Source organism: Acidobacteriota bacterium, from assembly GCA_029861955.1.
Classification (GTDB): Bacteria; Acidobacteriota; Polarisedimenticolia; order Polarisedimenticolales; family Polarisedimenticolaceae; genus JAOTYK01.
Genome location: JAOTYK010000005.1, coordinates 1 through 15,143 on the forward strand (window position 1 = coordinate 1; position 15,143 = coordinate 15,143).

General features: G+C 62.0%; 16 protein-coding genes. 11 read left to right on the top strand and 5 right to left on the bottom strand.

From position 1 onward, the window contains the following. Window positions 1-392 (bottom strand): phenylalanine dehydrogenase (locus tag OES25_03260; GenBank protein MDH3626656.1); only part of this gene is annotated, 392 nt, incomplete at its 3' end. 48 nt (window positions 393-440) lie between these two features. Continuing rightward, complete coding sequence (locus tag OES25_03265; GenBank protein ID MDH3626657.1) at window positions 441-1,004, bottom strand: cytochrome c family protein; 564 nt, start codon at window positions 1,002-1,004, stop codon at window positions 441-443. A gap of 158 nt (window positions 1,005-1,162) precedes the next feature. On the opposite strand from OES25_03265, the gene OES25_03270 reads away from it, so the two are divergent. The 9 genes from OES25_03270 to OES25_03310 all read left to right on the top strand — a co-directional run bounded on the left by OES25_03270 (window position 1,163) and on the right by OES25_03310 (window position 8,450). Next, window positions 1,163-1,489: a hypothetical protein gene (locus OES25_03270; protein MDH3626658.1), complete on the top strand. Its 327-nt coding sequence runs from the start codon at window positions 1,163-1,165 to the stop codon at window positions 1,487-1,489. Window positions 1,490-1,840: 351 nt separating this feature from the next. Next, window positions 1,841-2,566 (top strand): hypothetical protein, encoded by a 726-nt coding sequence (locus OES25_03275; protein MDH3626659.1) that lies wholly within the window; start codon window positions 1,841-1,843, stop codon window positions 2,564-2,566. Next, window positions 2,563-3,474, top strand: a complete 912-nt coding sequence (locus OES25_03280) for a 4Fe-4S dicluster domain-containing protein (GenBank protein MDH3626660.1) — start codon at window positions 2,563-2,565, stop codon at window positions 3,472-3,474. Before OES25_03275 ends, OES25_03280 begins: the two co-directional genes overlap by 4 nt. Window positions 3,475-3,478: 4 nt before the next feature. Next, on the top strand, window positions 3,479-4,705 hold the full coding sequence (gene nrfD, locus OES25_03285) for a polysulfide reductase NrfD (protein ID MDH3626661.1): 1,227 nt from the start codon (window positions 3,479-3,481) through the stop codon (window positions 4,703-4,705). A gap of 132 nt (window positions 4,706-4,837) precedes the next feature. Next, window positions 4,838-5,254, top strand: coding sequence for a hypothetical protein (locus OES25_03290; protein MDH3626662.1), 417 nt, complete (start codon window positions 4,838-4,840; stop codon window positions 5,252-5,254). A gap of 44 nt (window positions 5,255-5,298) precedes the next feature. Beyond that, window positions 5,299-6,354: a cytochrome c3 family protein gene (locus OES25_03295; GenBank protein ID MDH3626663.1), complete on the top strand. Its 1,056-nt coding sequence runs from the start codon at window positions 5,299-5,301 to the stop codon at window positions 6,352-6,354. Window positions 6,355-6,370: 16 nt separating this feature from the next. Beyond that, complete coding sequence (locus tag OES25_03300; protein ID MDH3626664.1) at window positions 6,371-7,057, top strand: cytochrome b/b6 domain-containing protein; 687 nt, start codon at window positions 6,371-6,373, stop codon at window positions 7,055-7,057. Between the two features lie 35 nt (window positions 7,058-7,092). Then, a complete protein-coding gene (locus tag OES25_03305; protein MDH3626665.1) occupies window positions 7,093-7,962 on the top strand; it encodes a hypothetical protein in 870 nt (289 codons plus the stop codon). Next, window positions 7,950-8,450, top strand: a complete 501-nt coding sequence (locus OES25_03310; protein ID MDH3626666.1) for a hypothetical protein — start codon at window positions 7,950-7,952, stop codon at window positions 8,448-8,450. Before OES25_03305 ends, OES25_03310 begins: the two co-directional genes overlap by 13 nt. On the opposite strand, the gene OES25_03315 is transcribed toward OES25_03310, so the two are convergent. The 3 genes from OES25_03315 to OES25_03325 all read right to left on the bottom strand — a co-directional run bounded on the left by OES25_03315 (window position 8,428) and on the right by OES25_03325 (window position 12,203). Continuing rightward, entirely contained in the window at window positions 8,428-9,084 is a 657-nt protein-coding gene (locus OES25_03315) for a response regulator transcription factor (protein MDH3626667.1), read from the bottom strand. The two genes, OES25_03310 and OES25_03315, sit on opposite strands and share 23 nt — an antisense overlap. After that, complete coding sequence (locus tag OES25_03320; GenBank protein MDH3626668.1) at window positions 9,081-10,799, bottom strand: HAMP domain-containing protein; 1,719 nt, start codon at window positions 10,797-10,799, stop codon at window positions 9,081-9,083. The genes OES25_03315 and OES25_03320 overlap by 4 nt, the downstream gene beginning before the upstream one ends. A gap of 87 nt (window positions 10,800-10,886) precedes the next feature. Beyond that, entirely contained in the window at window positions 10,887-12,203 is a 1,317-nt protein-coding gene (locus tag OES25_03325; GenBank protein MDH3626669.1) for a cyclic 2,3-diphosphoglycerate synthase, read from the bottom strand. Window positions 12,204-12,328: 125 nt separating this feature from the next. Between OES25_03325 and OES25_03330 the strand changes: the two genes are divergently transcribed. Both OES25_03330 and OES25_03335 read left to right on the top strand, forming a co-directional pair. Further along, window positions 12,329-13,714, top strand: coding sequence for a 4Fe-4S binding protein (locus OES25_03330; GenBank protein MDH3626670.1), 1,386 nt, complete (start codon window positions 12,329-12,331; stop codon window positions 13,712-13,714). Next, window positions 13,711-15,135, top strand: a complete 1,425-nt coding sequence (locus OES25_03335; protein MDH3626671.1) for a 2-oxoacid:acceptor oxidoreductase family protein — start codon at window positions 13,711-13,713, stop codon at window positions 15,133-15,135. The genes OES25_03330 and OES25_03335 overlap by 4 nt, the downstream gene beginning before the upstream one ends. Window positions 15,136-15,143 lie beyond the last annotated feature (8 nt).

Sequence of the window (15,143 nt, forward strand, 5' to 3'; positions counted from 1 at the left end):
CGGGCAAGGTAATCCATATCTTCCGGAGTGATTCCCATGTCCTCTCCGGTCAGGAATTTGCCTCCGAGGAGATTGATCATCCCTGCGTACCGCTCGAGAAGCCCGCGGCGCTCTTCGCCGGTCAGCGGGTGGGGCATCGCGAGCACCGCCTTCGCGCCACCGAAACCCATATCCACCGCCGCCCACTTGTGGGTCATGCCCTCGCTAAGACGCATCGCGTCGCGCAGGCCGTCGGCCGGGTTGGGATAGGTCACGATCCGAGTTCCACCGGTTGACATCCCGAGGGTGTCGTCATGGATACAGATGAAGATCCACGTCCCGGTGGGTTTGTCGAACTTCGTCAGGACGGCCAGGCCATCCCAGGACTTGATCAGCCGCTCGAGTTCTTGCATGGAACAGAGTCTATCTTCGACGGGCTGTTCCCGCGACTTCGTAACCGCTCAGTGAGGGTACTTGAGCGGGAAGCTCTCGTGGGTACCCTTGCCCTGCATGGCCTCGAAGTCGAACTTGTAGCCCTCTGCCACGAACGGGCTCTCCGAGTTGTGACAATCCACGCATTGCGCGGCGCTAACTTTGTCGACAAGACCCACCGCCACCAACTCCGACTTCTTGTATTCCTTGTTCTTCAAGCTCATGTGCTGGTCCTGGACGTAAGTACCGCCCGGCCCGTGACAGCTCTCGCAGCCGACTCCCGCAAGATCCGGCGTGGACTCCATGTCCACGAACCCTCCGGGCTTGCCGAAACCGGTCACGTGGCATTTGACGCAATTCTCGTCCTTCGAGTAGTCGACGTCGGGGTCGAGCCCGGCCGACTTCTTGGCATCCACGGCCACTCCCGGAAGCAGCGAGTCGTGGGCCTTGGCCATCTGCGTCAAGGACCAGGATTTCCATTCCTTGATGTGGCACTTCTTGCAGTTCTTGGTGCCAACGTACGCGTGCTCCTCGGCCGCCGCGAACGGCATGGCGACCAGGGCAAGAATGAATACTGACAATACCGATTTCATGAGCGTCCCTCCTCCGCCCCATTGTGCTTCATCGCCCGCTTCACCGCGAGCGTCGGTTCGTGCAGCGCCGGCCGGACCGGCATTCGGAAACCCCCCAGTGCGATGTCCGATGCCGGTGAGCACGCTAACCGGTAGGTCCTTCCCGGGGAGGCGCAGCCATGAGCACGCTATCCGAAGACATCACCCTCGGTTCGATCGAGGAATCCCGGAGGCTGTGGGCCGGCGCGCGGAAGGCCTATACCCGTGCACCTGACAGTTTGGCTTCCCTGAGCGAAGCCCTGGGCCTGGGGATCCGCGCTGCCGAGATCCTGGTTCACCACAAGCTCCGGCCGATCCGCAGCCGCTTTCCGGCGACGATCGAGACCCTGCTGGAGGAGCCACCGCTCGAAGTCGACGTGGAGCGGGATGCCATCCACGTTCCCGCCACGCTCCAGTTCTCCCACGCGTTGGACATGCTCAGCGATCGAGAGCTGAACTGTGTCTGACCACAGCTTCATCGAGGCTGGGAGGACCGGGCCGCCGCCTGTTTCCGTTCACGGGGAAAGGCGCAGGAAGCGACGGGCATCGTCCTGTCCGACGAGACGCGTCACCGCCTGCTCGTGCTGCTGGCCCATCGCAACCGCATCTTCCGAATGCCGCCACCGGTGAAGATCGTGGTCCCCCCGGTGCTGAACGCCTACCCGGCGCTGGTGGAATTCGTCGAGGCGTTGCGACAAGAGTAAGTGAATCCCGAAACCTATCCCCTGAAACGGGGCCGTGTCTCGGTATTCGCTTACCCGTCGCCTGCCCTAAAACTGCCGTAGTTCGGCTAACCTACGTCGCATCTGGGAGTTCCCATGAAAGAGGACGAAGCGAGACAGGAGCTGGGACAGGATCTGCTGCCGGGGTGGTCGGCCCTGGTTGTCATGTTGACGATCTTCGGAGCTCTGTCGGTGATCACCGTGATGACGCTCCTCAGTGGCGAGGACGACGCCATCGATCCCGAAGCTCACGGCCGGATCGCCTACGGACCGGCGGACTTTCCGGAAATCGATTTCGAAATGAAACTGCAGCCCGAGGTCGAGGCGTCTGCCGGTCGGGCGGGGACCGGAGAATTCACCGTCCCCCCTCCGCCGTTTTCCGATGAGTACATCTTCCCGTGCTCCGACTGTCATGCGGACCTGGACATCAACACTGAGCGGCGCGAACTCGACATGCACGACGAGGTCGTTCTTAACCATGGCCCGCCGGAGCGTTGGTGCCTCGACTGTCACAACACGGACGACCGTGACTACCTCCGCCTGGTCGACGGAACCTCGGTTCCCTTCGAAGAATCCTACAAACTATGCGGACAGTGTCATGGGACGATCTACCGTGACTGGCGCGCAGGGATCCACGGTCGCCGCCGAGGCTACTGGGATGGCGCCAAGGAATACCTCCTGTGCGCCCACTGCCACAATCCCCACGATCCTGAGTATCAACCGATTGCACCGATGCCGCCGCCCGTCCGGCCGCAATACCTGACCCGGGCGTCGAGACCAGGATCGGAAGAGCCCGAGGCCGGAGGATCACAGGAAAAATGAAGCAAGACGACGACAACAGACCGGGTATCGACCGCCGGACGTTTCTGGCGGGGGGAACCACCGCCATGGCGGCCATCGCCGCCGGAGTGACCGGTGCCTCCTCCGGGTTCATCCAGGACCTGCTGCACAGGAACTTCAAAGAGATCTCCCCCGATAGGCTGCAGCGAATCGTTCGTGAGATGGAAGACGATTACACCGCGAAATATGGAAAACAGGTGACCGTCTCCACCGCCGGGGCGCTGCCCGGCGTGCTGTACGGATACGGCCTTGACCTCTCTCGCTGCGTCGGCTGTCGTCGTTGCGTCTACGGCTGCGTCAACGAGAACAATCAGTCTCGAGATCCTCAGGTTCACTGGATCCGGGTACTGAAGATGGACAAGAGCAAGGGCATCCATCTGGAGGAGTCGGACCCTTACTACAACCCGGAGACGGTTCCGGAGGAAGACGCCTTCTACATGCCGGTGGCCTGCCAGCAGTGCCAGAACGCGCCATGCGTCAAGGTCTGCCCCGTGGAAGCGACCTGGCAGGAACCCGACGGGATCGTGGTCGTAGACTACGACCACTGTATCGGCTGCCGTTGTTGTATGGCGGCCTGTCCCTACGGTGCCAGACACTTCAACTGGGCAGAGCCGGAGTTGGCGGCGGAAGAGGTCAACCCCGACATGCACTACCTCGGCAACCGTCCCAGGCCGAAGGGAGTGGTCGAGAAGTGCACTTTCTGCATCCAGCGTGTGCGTAAGGGAAGGTACCCGGCCTGTGTCGAAATCTGTCCGGTCGGGGCCAGGAAGTTCGGCAACTTGCTGGACGAGGAGAGCGAGATGCGGGTCCTGATGCGGGAAAAACGCGTGTTCGTCTTGAAAGAAGACCTGAACACCCAACCGAAGTTCTACTACTTCTACGCGACGTAAGGTCATGATCAAGCAGGTCTGGGAGTTCGTCGTCAGTTCCTTCAAGTTGACCCTCAAGGGCAACCGGACCTACTACCTCTGGATGGCGCTGCTCGCGGTTCTGATTCTGTCCGGCGGCCTCGCCTACTATCGGCAGTTCACCGAGGGACTCGCCGTCACCAACATGCGGGACCAGGTCTCCTGGGCGTTCTACATCGGGAACTTTACGTTCCTCGTCGGTGTGGCGGCGGCCGCCGTGCTGCTGGTGATTCCGGCCTACGTCTACAACTGGAAACCGATCCGGGAGATCGCGATCTTCGGTGAACTGCTTGCGATCAGCGCCATCGTCATGTGTCTGCTGTTCGTTACGGTGGACATCGGTCAGCCGGGCCGCGTGCTTGAGTTATTGCCGTTCGTCGGATCCCTGAATGTCCCCAGCTCACTCCTGGGCTGGGACGTGCTGGTGCTGAACGGTTATCTGGTCCTGAACGTGATGATCGTCGGGCATTTTCTCTTCAAGGCGTACGTCAAGAAGCCGTACAACAAGAACTTCGTGGTGCCGCTCTTGCTGCTGTCCATCCCGGCGGCGATCTCGATCCATACGGTAACCGCCTTCGTGTACAACGGGATGGCGGCCCGTCCGTTCTGGAACGCGTCGATTCTGGCTCCTCGCTTTATCGCCTCGGCGCTGTGCTCCGGGCCGGCGGTGATGCTGATCCTGTTCCAGATCCTCAGGAAGACGACCCACATCCGAATTCGTAAGGAAGCGATCTCGAAGATCGCCGAGCTCATGGCGTATGCCATGTTCCTGAATCTGTTCCTGTTCGGCGTGGAGATTTTCAAGGAATACTATTCCGACACCGCTCATCTGGCGCACACCAAGTATCTCTACAGCGGCCTTCACGGCCATACCGCGTTGGTGCCGTTCGCCTGGGTGTCGCTGATCTGCAGCGTGGTGGCGTTCATTCTTTTCCTCGTTCCGAAGACCCGCTCGAACATGGTGACCCTGAATCTGGGTTGCCTGCTGATCTATACCGGGGTCTACATCGAGAAGGGGCTGGCCCTGGTGATCCCCGGAATGACCCCGGACACGCTGGGGGAGATCTACGAGTACATCCCGACCTGGATCGAGATCCGTGTCGGTGCAGGGATCTTCTCCATTGGGTTCATGGTGTTCACCATCCTGTGCAAGGTGGCGATTCCGCTGATCCATGACACCCTCGCCGATCCCGTCGCCCCCGCAAAGTCGTAGCTTCCTGGCCGCGCCAGAGCGCGTTTCATCCCACAAATCGGTCACGCGAACCCGGGATATCGGTCATTCGACCGATACCGGCGGACTCTCGCGAATCGTAAATTGTCAGTGTAAGGATCAAGGAGGCACGCCATGAGACATTTCGACACCCGCACCACCGTAGAACCAGGGATCTACTTCAACCTGCGTCATCTTCGTTTCCGCTCGATGGACGAGCCGGGCACGCTGCCGGGGGCCGCCGACGATCGCTACTATCGCGTCCCGCTGTTGCTCCTGCTGGTGGCCGGACCGCTGATCGGGCTGGTCTACCTCGTCTTCCTACCGTTCATCAGTCTCGCGATGTTCGCCGGATTCGTCGTGCAGAAGCTGGCGCGCTGGACCACCGAAGTCGGCACCGCATTCGCCCGGGTCCTGCGACCCAGCTGGCGTCCATTAGCCGCATTCTTCGAACGGTCGCGTAAGGCCCGTCGGCGGCATCCGCGGAACCACGACCAATGGTCCGAAGAGGTCAAGAAGGAAATGGCGGACGACGACACGCATGCGGCATGATGCCAATGACCGAACGGCGGGACCGGGTCCCCCGGAGGTCCGGTATGCATCTCTCGTCATCTCTTCGAATTACGATCGCGGTTCTGGCTCTTGCCGCGGGGACCGCGATCGCCGTCGAACTCCCGGAAAGTGTCAGCGATTGCCTGATGTGCCACGAGGATCCGGACCTGGTGCTGGAACTCGGGGACGGTTCGGAACTCCCGCTGTTCGTCGACGGAGAGACCTGGGCCGAATCGGTGCACGCCGAGCAGTTGATCTGTACGGACTGTCACGAGGCGTATGACGACGACCACCCGATGGGCCGCTCGTTCGCCAACAACCGAGACTATTCCCTGCAATCCTACGAGACGTGTAAGGCCTGTCATTTCGACACCTACACACGCACGTTGGAGAGTGTGCACTACGAACTGCTCCGTGACGGGTTGGAGATGGCACCGGTCTGCACCGACTGTCACGGCGCGCACGAGATCGCCAACCCACACCGCAAGCAGGCGATGATCTCGAGAAGTTGCGCGTCCTGCCATACCGAGATCTACGAGACCTATGCTTCGAGTGTCCACGGCAGTGCTCTGGTGCGAAACGACAACCAGGACGTCCCGGCCTGCACCGATTGCCACACGGCGCACACTATTCGGGATCCGACCACGGCGCGATTCCATGTCGCCTCGCCGGAGATCTGTGTCGGTTGTCACGGCGATGCCGAGTTGATGGCGCCTTACGGCATTCCCACCGATGTCGCCACTACCTACCTCAGTGATTTTCACGGAGTGACGGCTTCCCTCAGTCGGTTGGAGGAGGGGGATCCCCGTCAGGTCGTGGTGACCTGTGTCGACTGTCACGGTGCGCATGACATGCCGTCACCGGCGATCGTCGGCGACGAGAAGATGAAGGAGAAAGTGGCCGCGACCTGTGCATCGTGCCACGAGGACGCGTCCGTCGACTTCCCCGCCGCCTGGCTATCCCACTATCGGCCTTCCCTCTCCCACGCCCCGCTGGTCTACCTTGTCGATCTGTTCTATCGGATCTTTATCCCGTTCATCATCGTGGGGCTGGCTTTGCAGGTGCTTCTGCATCTCTTCCGCCTGGCCACCGGGCGCTGAAGGGAGAACGACGATCATGCCGGAAAAAACCGAGTCGGGCTTCGTCGTTCGCTTCTCGAAGTGGACGCGACTTCAACACTCTCTGGTCATCGTGTTGTTCGGTCTGCTGCTGCTGACGGGCCTCCCGCAGAAGTGGCCGTACGTCGAGATGAGTCGGTGGGTCGTCGATATGCTGGGTGGCGTCTTCCTCGTGCGTTGGTTGCACAGGGCCGCCGGAATCGTGTTCGGCGTGCTGGTCGTCGCTCATGTCGTAGGCGCGGTGATGACACTGGCCAGGCGTCGCGGCCAGCCGACGATGTTCTTCAGTATCGATGACTTCAAGGACGCGATCCAAACGATGCGCTATTACCTGGGTCGCGCAGAGTCTCAGCCGCGGTTCGGTCGCTTCGACTTTCGACAGAAATTCGAATACTGGGGCATGCTGTTCGGGTCCGCCATCATGCTGGTCACCGGATTCGTCCTTCTGTTTCCCATCGTCACCGCACGACTCTTGCCCGCCGATCTGATCCCCGCCGCCAAGGTGATGCACAGCAACGAGGCGTTGCTCGCGTTCCTGATTATCCTTGTCTGGCACATGTACGGTGCGATCCTCAACCCCGAGGTCTTCCCGCTGGACACCAGCATCTTTACGGGCAAGATCTCGAAGAAGCGGCTAAAGCACGAGCACAGGCTCGAGTACGACGAACGCTTCAAAGAGCCGTGACCACGACCTTAGTCCTGAACGCCATCTTGGCCTGGATGTGGCAAGTCATCCTGCACTCCTTTGTCTGTAGCGTCGTCTTCTACGGGTGGACCCGATGGTTGGGGCTTCCGTCGGGTCGGACCCGTCGCCACCTGCTTGCCGCGGCACTCGTGTTGCCGATGTTGACCGCGCTGGTTCCCGGTCGGTCCGGAATCGAGTTTCGTGGATCGATGGCCTGGTTCGATGGGGGACGCGTGCTGTCACTTCCGCTCTATGCGGGTGTCCACCTGAATCATGTCGTGGTGGCCATCGGTTTGCTGAGCGTGGTTGCCACCGTGTGGCAGGAGTTCTTGCCCGCCCTCCGGCACACTCGCCTCGAGACCGAAGACGCTCCGGCCGAACTCGTGCGTCGGGCGAGGGTGTTGCCGGGATGGAGCGCGTGCCGTGTCGTCGTCACGCCATCGGACGAGATCCTGATCGCCACCGATGGGCCGCCATGGAGTCCCCGGGCGATCTTTTCCCGTGGATCGCTCGAGCACCTGCAGTCTGACCAGATCGACGCCGTCCTCCGTCATGAAAACGCCCACCGTCGCAACGGGCGCTGGTGGGTCGTGCATTTGCTGTTCGCGTTGCGAACGATTCAGATCTTCAACCCGTTCGCATTGTGGTGTTTTCGCGAGTACTGCGTCGAGGTCGAAATCCTCTGCGACGCGGACGCCGTGGCTGGTTACGACAATCGTTCGCTCGCAACTGCGTTGCTGGCGGTCTACGAGACCGCCGACCCGCGAGATGGGTCATTGGGTGCGTTGCGTAAGCGGGTTGATCTTCTCCTCGGTCGCCGGCCGTATGACACGCTGATCCTGAATCCGGCGGTCGAGCTGCTGGCCATTTCCTTGCTGTCGGTGACGTTGCCGTGGTTAGTCTGAAGTCGTTCACCAGCTTTCTGTTGATCCTGGTCGGCCTCTTGCTGGCGATGCGCGCCGTCCACGTGGTCGCGCCGATGGTCTATGCCCCGGGTGATCCGCGCCCCCTTCACACAACCGATCTGCAACTGGCGACGGAACGCGCCGGCTTCGAACCCTGGCTTCCGTTTTACGTCCCACAGAAACTGGGTGCGCCACCGCAACTGACGGCGATACGGCGACCTCGTGCACGGATCTCAATCGTCTGGGACGGCGAGTCGAAGATGATGATCCGCGAAGAGCCGTCGTCCCCGAACGACGTATCCCCCCCGGGCGCGAGTCCGCTGCCGGGTGGCCGTGGGGATGTCTGGTGGGAGGGTCCGGACTTCCTACATGCCGTCGCAATGCGTGGGGATCTGCGGATCGAGATCGCCACGGACCTGGCTATCGAAGACCTGGGGCGTGTCGTGGCGACGCTCAGACCCGGAACTACTCGCCCTCCAGCGGAATGATCTTCTTGCGAAACGCGTATTTGATCAGTGCGGCGCGTGAGTGCAGATTCAGCTTATCCATCACGTGGGCACGATGGGTCATGGCGGTCTTGATACTGATGTTCAGATATTTCGCGATCTCGCGGCTCGTCTTGCCGTCGGCCAGCAGCGTCAGCACCTGCTTCTCGCGTTTGCTCAGTCGTTCGTAGTCATCTTCGGACTCGAGGCCCTCGCCGCTTTGCAACAACGCCGCCAGCTCGCCGGCAACCGTTGGGTGCAGGTAACGCTGACCTCGGCTGACGGCGAGGATCGCCTCGCGAAGTTGGCCCGACAGGCTCGACTTGAGTAGGTATCCGTGGACACCGATCCGAATCGCACGACGAACGTATTCCTTGTTCTCGTACTGGGTCAGCATCACGACGTGCGTTCGTGGGCACTCCGCAAGGACCGCCTCCGCAGCCTCCAGACCTCCGATGCCGCCCGGTAGGCTGATATCCATCAGCACCACGTCTGGCTCTAATCGACCGGCGAGTTTGATGGCTTCGTGACCGTCTCCGGTCTCTCCCACGACCTCGAAGGACGGATCACGTTCGAGCAGTGCGCGAACTCCCTCGCGAACGAGATCGTGATCATCAACGATGAGGATTCGAATCATGTCTGGAGTGGGACCTCCACCACGACGTGGGTACCCATGCCCACCTCGCTATCTATGACCATCGTTCCACCGACGAGCCCTACGCGCTCGCGCATTCCGGTGATTCCGGCCCCGGCCCGTCGCTCCTTGGCATTGAAGCCTACCCCATCGTCCTCGACGGCCAGCACCAACGATTCGGCGCGGGTGAACAGTTCGATGGAAACGTGTTCGGCGCCGGCATGACGGAGGATGTTGGTTGCCAGCTCCTGATAGACGCGGAAGATCGAGATCTCGATCGCCGGATCGAGTGACGGCAGGTCTTCGATCTCGAGACTGACTTCCATCCCGCCGGGTTTCAGGTAGGTTTCCGTGTGGGAGCGGATGGCCGCGCGAAGGCCCAGGTCGTCCAGCAGCGACGGCCGCAGATCGTGGATAACACGATGAATCTCGCGCTGGGTCTCCACCAGCATGTTGCGTGCCTTGTCGAGGTTGGGAGCTGGCTCCTCGTCGAGGGTGAGTTGCACGGCGGTCAACATCTGCGCCGTCTCATCATGCAACTCCCGCGCGATACGGCATCGCTCGTCCTCCCCGGCACTCAACAACCGCCGCACGAGGACTCGCCGTTCAGCGTCACGCTCCGCAAGTCGACGAGTTCGACTCTTGACTTCCGCCTCCAGGGATTCGTTGAACGCCGAGAGTCGCTCGAGCGAGTTGCGCAACCGTTTTCGCATCGCCTCCAGTGTTTCGCCGAGAAGACGTATCTCGTGATCGCCGGAGATCGGTACCGGTATCGACAAGTCCTGGTCTCTCATTCGCGACGCGTGAGCGGAGAGTTTGTTGAGTGGGGAGATGATCGAACGCGAGAGCGTGATTGCCAGCAGCAAGCCTCCCAGGACCAACGCCAGCCCCGTCGCCAGCACCCCACGCTGGAGCCAGTCGGTGGCGGCGTACGCGGTGACCCGGTGTTCCTGAAGGACCAGCCCCCAGGGAGGCCCCTCGAGCGGTACCAGTGCGGTCAGTACCGGCCTCGGTTCGTCAGGACACATGGGACTCCGCACCGCATTCCAGACTGTCGGTCGTTGACCGTCAAGCGCTCGGGCGATGTCGTCGTCGTGACTCAATTGCTGCAGCAGGTAGGCGTCGTGGCTGACCGCGAGGATCCGGGCCGTTCGATCAACGAGTGCCACATGCCGTTCTTCACCACCGGACATCTCCCGCATCCGCTCACTGAACACGGAATCCCGGACGGCCATCTCGGCGATCAGGTAACGAACGTCGGATCCCTTGCGGATCGGATGCACCAGGGCGATTGAGATCGGCCTTCGGGAATCCCCCGCTCCGTACAGCCCGGTCACGCCACCGGCTGCAGAGATCAGTTCGGCCGGTGGCGGCGGATAGTCCGGCGGATCCGAGACGAGTACACCGCCGGCGCTGTCGAGCAGCGATACGGCAGCCCGGAACGGCGAATGGAAGCGGTACTGACGAAGCCGACCGGAGGAAGAGCGGCCGGGCTCGCCGATTTCGTCGGCCAGCCGGGCCAGCCCCTGTGCCGCGTCGGAGAACTCCCGGTCGATGGCCAGGGCCATGATTCGCGCCGTGTCGATTCGCTGTCGCTCGGTCTCGCGATGCAGGGCGCTGTTCGCGATAACTGCCAGGATGACGACGACCGCGAGTGAGAGAACCAATGACTGCAGAAGCAGCCACAACAGCCTGCGCCTGAGCGTCGTTTGAATCATCGCGCGCTATCCAGCGGGCCGGACCGCGAAGGGTTTCCCTTATTTAAAGCTAGCACAGCCCCGTAGCCGTCAACGGACCCGCGTGGGTCAGATCGACCCCAGAACCGAGCGCAGCGATTCGGTGCTGGCCTGGTCGAGCCCATAGCGCACACGCACGGCCGGTTGGTCGAACTCCAGGAGTCGGCCCAGATCGATCGGCGTCCCGATCAACACCGCGTCCACGGGGGCGTCTCGGATCGTCTGCTGGAGCTCCGCCATCTGCTGTTCGCCGTAACCCATGGCCGGCAACACGTCACTCAGGTGAGGATACTTGGCGTACGTATCCAGGATCGATCCGACGGCAAACGGACGCGGATCGACGATCGTCGCCCCGTATTGCCGGGCCGCGACATGGCCGGCACCGAAGCTCATCCCCCCGTGGGTCAAGGTGGGACCGTCCTCGACGACCAGCACGCGTTTTCCGCGGACGGCGTCGGGATCGGCCACCGTCACGGGAGACTCGGCCTTCAGGATGAGCGCATCGGGATTGATCGCGCCAATGTTGCCCTCGACGGTCGCGACGTCCTCTGCCGACGCGATCCCGACCTTGTTGATCAGGACAACCTGGGCCATGCGTGCGTTGGTTTCTCCAGGGAAGTAACTCAACTCGTGGCCCGGGCGAAGAGGATCCGCGACGACGATAAACACGTCGGGTCGATAGAACGGTAGATCGTTGTTGCCACCGTCCCAGACGATGACGTCGGCCTCCTTCTCGGCTTCACGCAAGATACGTTCGTAGTCGACGCCGGCGAAGACGACCGTTCCACGCTCGATGTGTGGCTCGTATTCTTCGCGCTCTTCGATCGTGCACTCGTGGGCCGCCAGATCGTCGTAGGTCTCGAATCGCTGGCAAGCCTGGCGGGCGAGATCGCCGTAGGGCATGGGATGCCGCACCACGGCGACACGCCTGGATTGTTCTTTGAGGATTTCACAAATCCTGCGAGAGACCTGACTCTTCCCGCAGCCGGTTCGTACGGCGCAGACCGCCACGACCGGCTTCGTAGAGCGGAGCATCGTGGAGTCCGGCCCGAGGATGCGGAAATCCGCCCCGGCAGCGCCCACGGTGGCCGCCCGATGCATCACGTCGGCGTAGGACAAGTCGGAGAACGAGAGCACGCACTCGCGCACACCGTGCTGAGCGATCAGATCCGTCAGTTGTTCCTCGGCGACGATCGGCACGCCCTGCGGATATCGGGGACCGGCCAACTCCGCGGGGTAGACCCGGCCATCGATGTCCGGTATCTGCGCCGCCGTGAACGCGACGACGCGGTAACGTGGATCGTCGCGAAGACTCACGTTAAAGTCGTGAAAATCGCGGCCTGCCGCGCCCATGATGATTACCGGAATGGCCTTGGATTCCGTCATGTTTCCGTGCTCCTTGTAAGCCCCCAGCTTAGTCAACTTTGAGCACTCTCTTACGACCCTGCGGGTCGACTTTTCACCTCGCAATTCTTGCTACGATGTCCATAAATACAAAGGGGTGGTAAGCCATGTCCAATAGACCCAAACGACCCGATGTCACCCTGGTTCCACAGCTCTGTAAGGGTTGTGGCCGTTGTATCGAGTCCTGCCCCAAGGACGCCATCAGCTTCGGCACCGACATCGAGCAAGCTTCCGGCTTCGTTCCGGTGTCCATCGACTACGACGTGTGCAATCACTGTGGCCTGTGTGTCACGGCGTGCCCCGAACCGTTCGGGATCAGCACGGAACAGTACGAGCTGGAAGACCCGGAGCATCTCTTCGGCCCAAGAAAGGCCGAGCGTCGTCATGCCACGACGATCGAACCCACCCGGGTTCCACTACCCGAGGTCGGACCGCTGGTCCTCAAGGGTAACTACGCCTGCGCAGTCGGCGCGCTTCTCGCCGGCTGCCGCCACGTCTACGGCTATCCGATCACTCCGTCGACGGAGGGGGCCGAGTTGATGGCGAGGCTGCTGCCGCAACTCGAGGGGACGTTCGTCCAGGCCATCAGCGAGGTGGCAACGATCAACCATCTCTACGGTTGTGGCGGCGCCGGTCTGCCGACGATGACCTTCACCAGTTCCCCGGGGTTTAGCCTGATGCTCGAGGGCATCTCCTACATGATTGGATCGCAGGTTCCCGGCGTGATCCTGAACGTGATGCGCCCCGGTCCGGGACTGGGCTTCATCGGTCCGGAGCAATCGGATATCAAGCTAGTCTGTCGCGGCCTGGGTCACGGCAACACCCACGCGATCGTGCTGGCGCCCTCCAGTCCGCAGGAGATGCTGGACTACACGGTCGAGGCCTTCGCCCTCAGCTTCAAGTACCGCAACCCGGTCATCATCGCGGCAGACGGCTACCTGGGACAGATCACCGGCCGGGTCAATCTGCCGGATCACATGATCGAACCGGGCCTTCCCGACTGGGCCGTCTGGGGAGACGCCGACCATCGTGACAACCTCATCGCGTCGATCTTCCAGGACTGGGCAGAGTTGGAAGCACACAACGAGATGCTCAGCGCGAAGTACCGCGATATGCAACGGGACGAGCAACGCGCCAACCTGTTCCGAACGGATGACGCATCGATCCTGGTCGTGGCGGCCAACACACCGGCCCGCACGGCGAAGGCCGCCGTGGAACAGCTTCGCGGTGAGGGAATCCCGGTCGGACTGTTCCAGCCGATCACGCTGTGGCCGTTTCCGATCGACACATTGTCGCCGTTACTCGAACACGCGAAGCAGGTCGTCGTGGTCGAAGCCAGCGACGGCCAACTCGAGGACGAGCTGCGACTTGCACTGAGTCACAACGACACCCACGGAATCGAATTTCACCACGTCCGCCACATGGGTGGGATCCTGCCCGAGGGGCACGAAGTTGTCGAGACGGTCCGGAACGTCATGGGGGTCTGCCAATGACCACGACGAGCGCATTCTTCGAACACTTTGACCGCCACGCCCACGGCAAGGGACTGAAGGGCGCTGCCACACACTACTGCCCGGGCTGTGGCCACGGGCTGGCCCACAAGTTTCTGTCGAACGCGATCGTCGAGCTGGGGATCCAGGATCGGACGATTGCGATCTCGCCGGTGGGCTGCGCGGTCTTTCTCTACTACTACTTCGATGTGGGCAATACGCAGGCGGCCCACGGGCGCGCACCGGCGGTGGCCATCGGGCACAAGCTGGCCAATCCGGAGTCGGTCGTCATCAGCTACCAGGGAGACGGCGACCTGGCCTCGATCGGCCTGGCCGAGATCATGCACGCGGCCCAGGTCGGCATCCCGATCAGTGTGATCTTCATCAACAACGGGATCTACGGAATGACGGGTGGGCAGATGGCGCCCACCACGCTCCCCGGGCAGAAGTCCACGACCACGCCGTATGGGCGGAGTCGCATGGAAGGACTCCCGCTCAAGGTCTCGGAGATGATCGCCGCGCTGGATGGACCGGTCTACGTCGAACGCACCGCGCTGTTCGATCAGAAGAGTCGCAAGCGCACGCTGAAGGCGATCAAGAAGGCGCTCCAACTCCAGATCGAGGGTCGTGGCTTCTCGTTCGTCGAGATCCTCTCCGAGTGCCCGACCCATTGGGGCCTCTCGCCGATCGAGGCCGAGAACTGGGTGCGAGACACGTTCGTGAAGACCTACCCCCTGGCGGTATTCAAGGACGAAGCGGCGGAGTCCTGGTTCCATCCCGAGAAGCCGGACTTCACCGCAGACAAGATGCTGGATGTGTTGGGAGCGACCGCTGACCTGCCGGAGAAGTTCACCGACGGCTTCCCCGAGCACCTGGATCCCAACGACGTTTCCGTCAAGCTGGCCGGAGCCGGCGGCGACGGCGCCCAGACCGCAGCCCTGATCCTGGCCAAGTCGGCCATCAACGAGGGGTTCGACGCCACCCACATTCCCAGCTACGGACCGGAGTCTCGCGGCGGCACCTCGTTTGCCGATGTGCATGTCGCGCGGGACGAGGTGCTCTCACCGGGCGCACCCCATCCGCAGATCTTGCTGGCGTTCAATGCACCGAGTCTGGTGAAGTTCGGCGAGACCGTGGCGGAAGGCGGCGTGGTCATCTACGACTCCAGCGCCATCTCCGATACGCCGGCCTTCAAGTCCGGTGTGACGGTCCACCCCGTGCCCTGCACCGAAATCGCACACGAACTCGGGCAGCCGATCGTGAAGAACATCGTGGCGCTGGGTGCGTTGCAGGCCGCCACGAACATCCTCGACGAAGACTCGCTGCTCACGGCGATCCGGCGGAACCTGAAGGACAAGAGTTCCCTGATCCCCGTGAACGAGCAAGCCTTCGCCCGCGGCCGAGAAGCGGTGCAAGCGAACTAGGCGCCGAC

Coding starts and splice junctions, on each gene's coding strand:
- OES25_03295 (MDH3626663.1), top strand. CDS start 5,299: ATGCATCTCTCGTCATCTCTTCGAATTACGATCGCGGTTCTGGCTCTT.
- OES25_03335 (MDH3626671.1), top strand. CDS start 13,711: ATGACCACGACGAGCGCATTCTTCGAACACTTTGACCGCCACGCCCAC.
- OES25_03300 (MDH3626664.1), top strand. CDS start 6,371: ATGCCGGAAAAAACCGAGTCGGGCTTCGTCGTTCGCTTCTCGAAGTGG.
- nrfD (MDH3626661.1), top strand. CDS start 3,479: ATGATCAAGCAGGTCTGGGAGTTCGTCGTCAGTTCCTTCAAGTTGACC.
- OES25_03305 (MDH3626665.1), top strand. CDS start 7,093: ATGTGGCAAGTCATCCTGCACTCCTTTGTCTGTAGCGTCGTCTTCTAC.
- OES25_03330 (MDH3626670.1), top strand. CDS start 12,329: ATGTCCAATAGACCCAAACGACCCGATGTCACCCTGGTTCCACAGCTC.
- OES25_03320 (MDH3626668.1), bottom strand. CDS start 10,799: ATGATTCAAACGACGCTCAGGCGCAGGCTGTTGTGGCTGCTTCTGCAG.
- OES25_03315 (MDH3626667.1), bottom strand. CDS start 9,084: ATGATTCGAATCCTCATCGTTGATGATCACGATCTCGTTCGCGAGGGA.
- OES25_03280 (MDH3626660.1), top strand. CDS start 2,563: ATGAAGCAAGACGACGACAACAGACCGGGTATCGACCGCCGGACGTTT.
- OES25_03325 (MDH3626669.1), bottom strand. CDS start 12,203: ATGACGGAATCCAAGGCCATTCCGGTAATCATCATGGGCGCGGCAGGC.
- OES25_03265 (MDH3626657.1), bottom strand. CDS start 1,004: ATGAAATCGGTATTGTCAGTATTCATTCTTGCCCTGGTCGCCATGCCG.
- OES25_03270 (MDH3626658.1), top strand. CDS start 1,163: ATGAGCACGCTATCCGAAGACATCACCCTCGGTTCGATCGAGGAATCC.
- OES25_03290 (MDH3626662.1), top strand. CDS start 4,838: ATGAGACATTTCGACACCCGCACCACCGTAGAACCAGGGATCTACTTC.
- OES25_03275 (MDH3626659.1), top strand. CDS start 1,841: ATGAAAGAGGACGAAGCGAGACAGGAGCTGGGACAGGATCTGCTGCCG.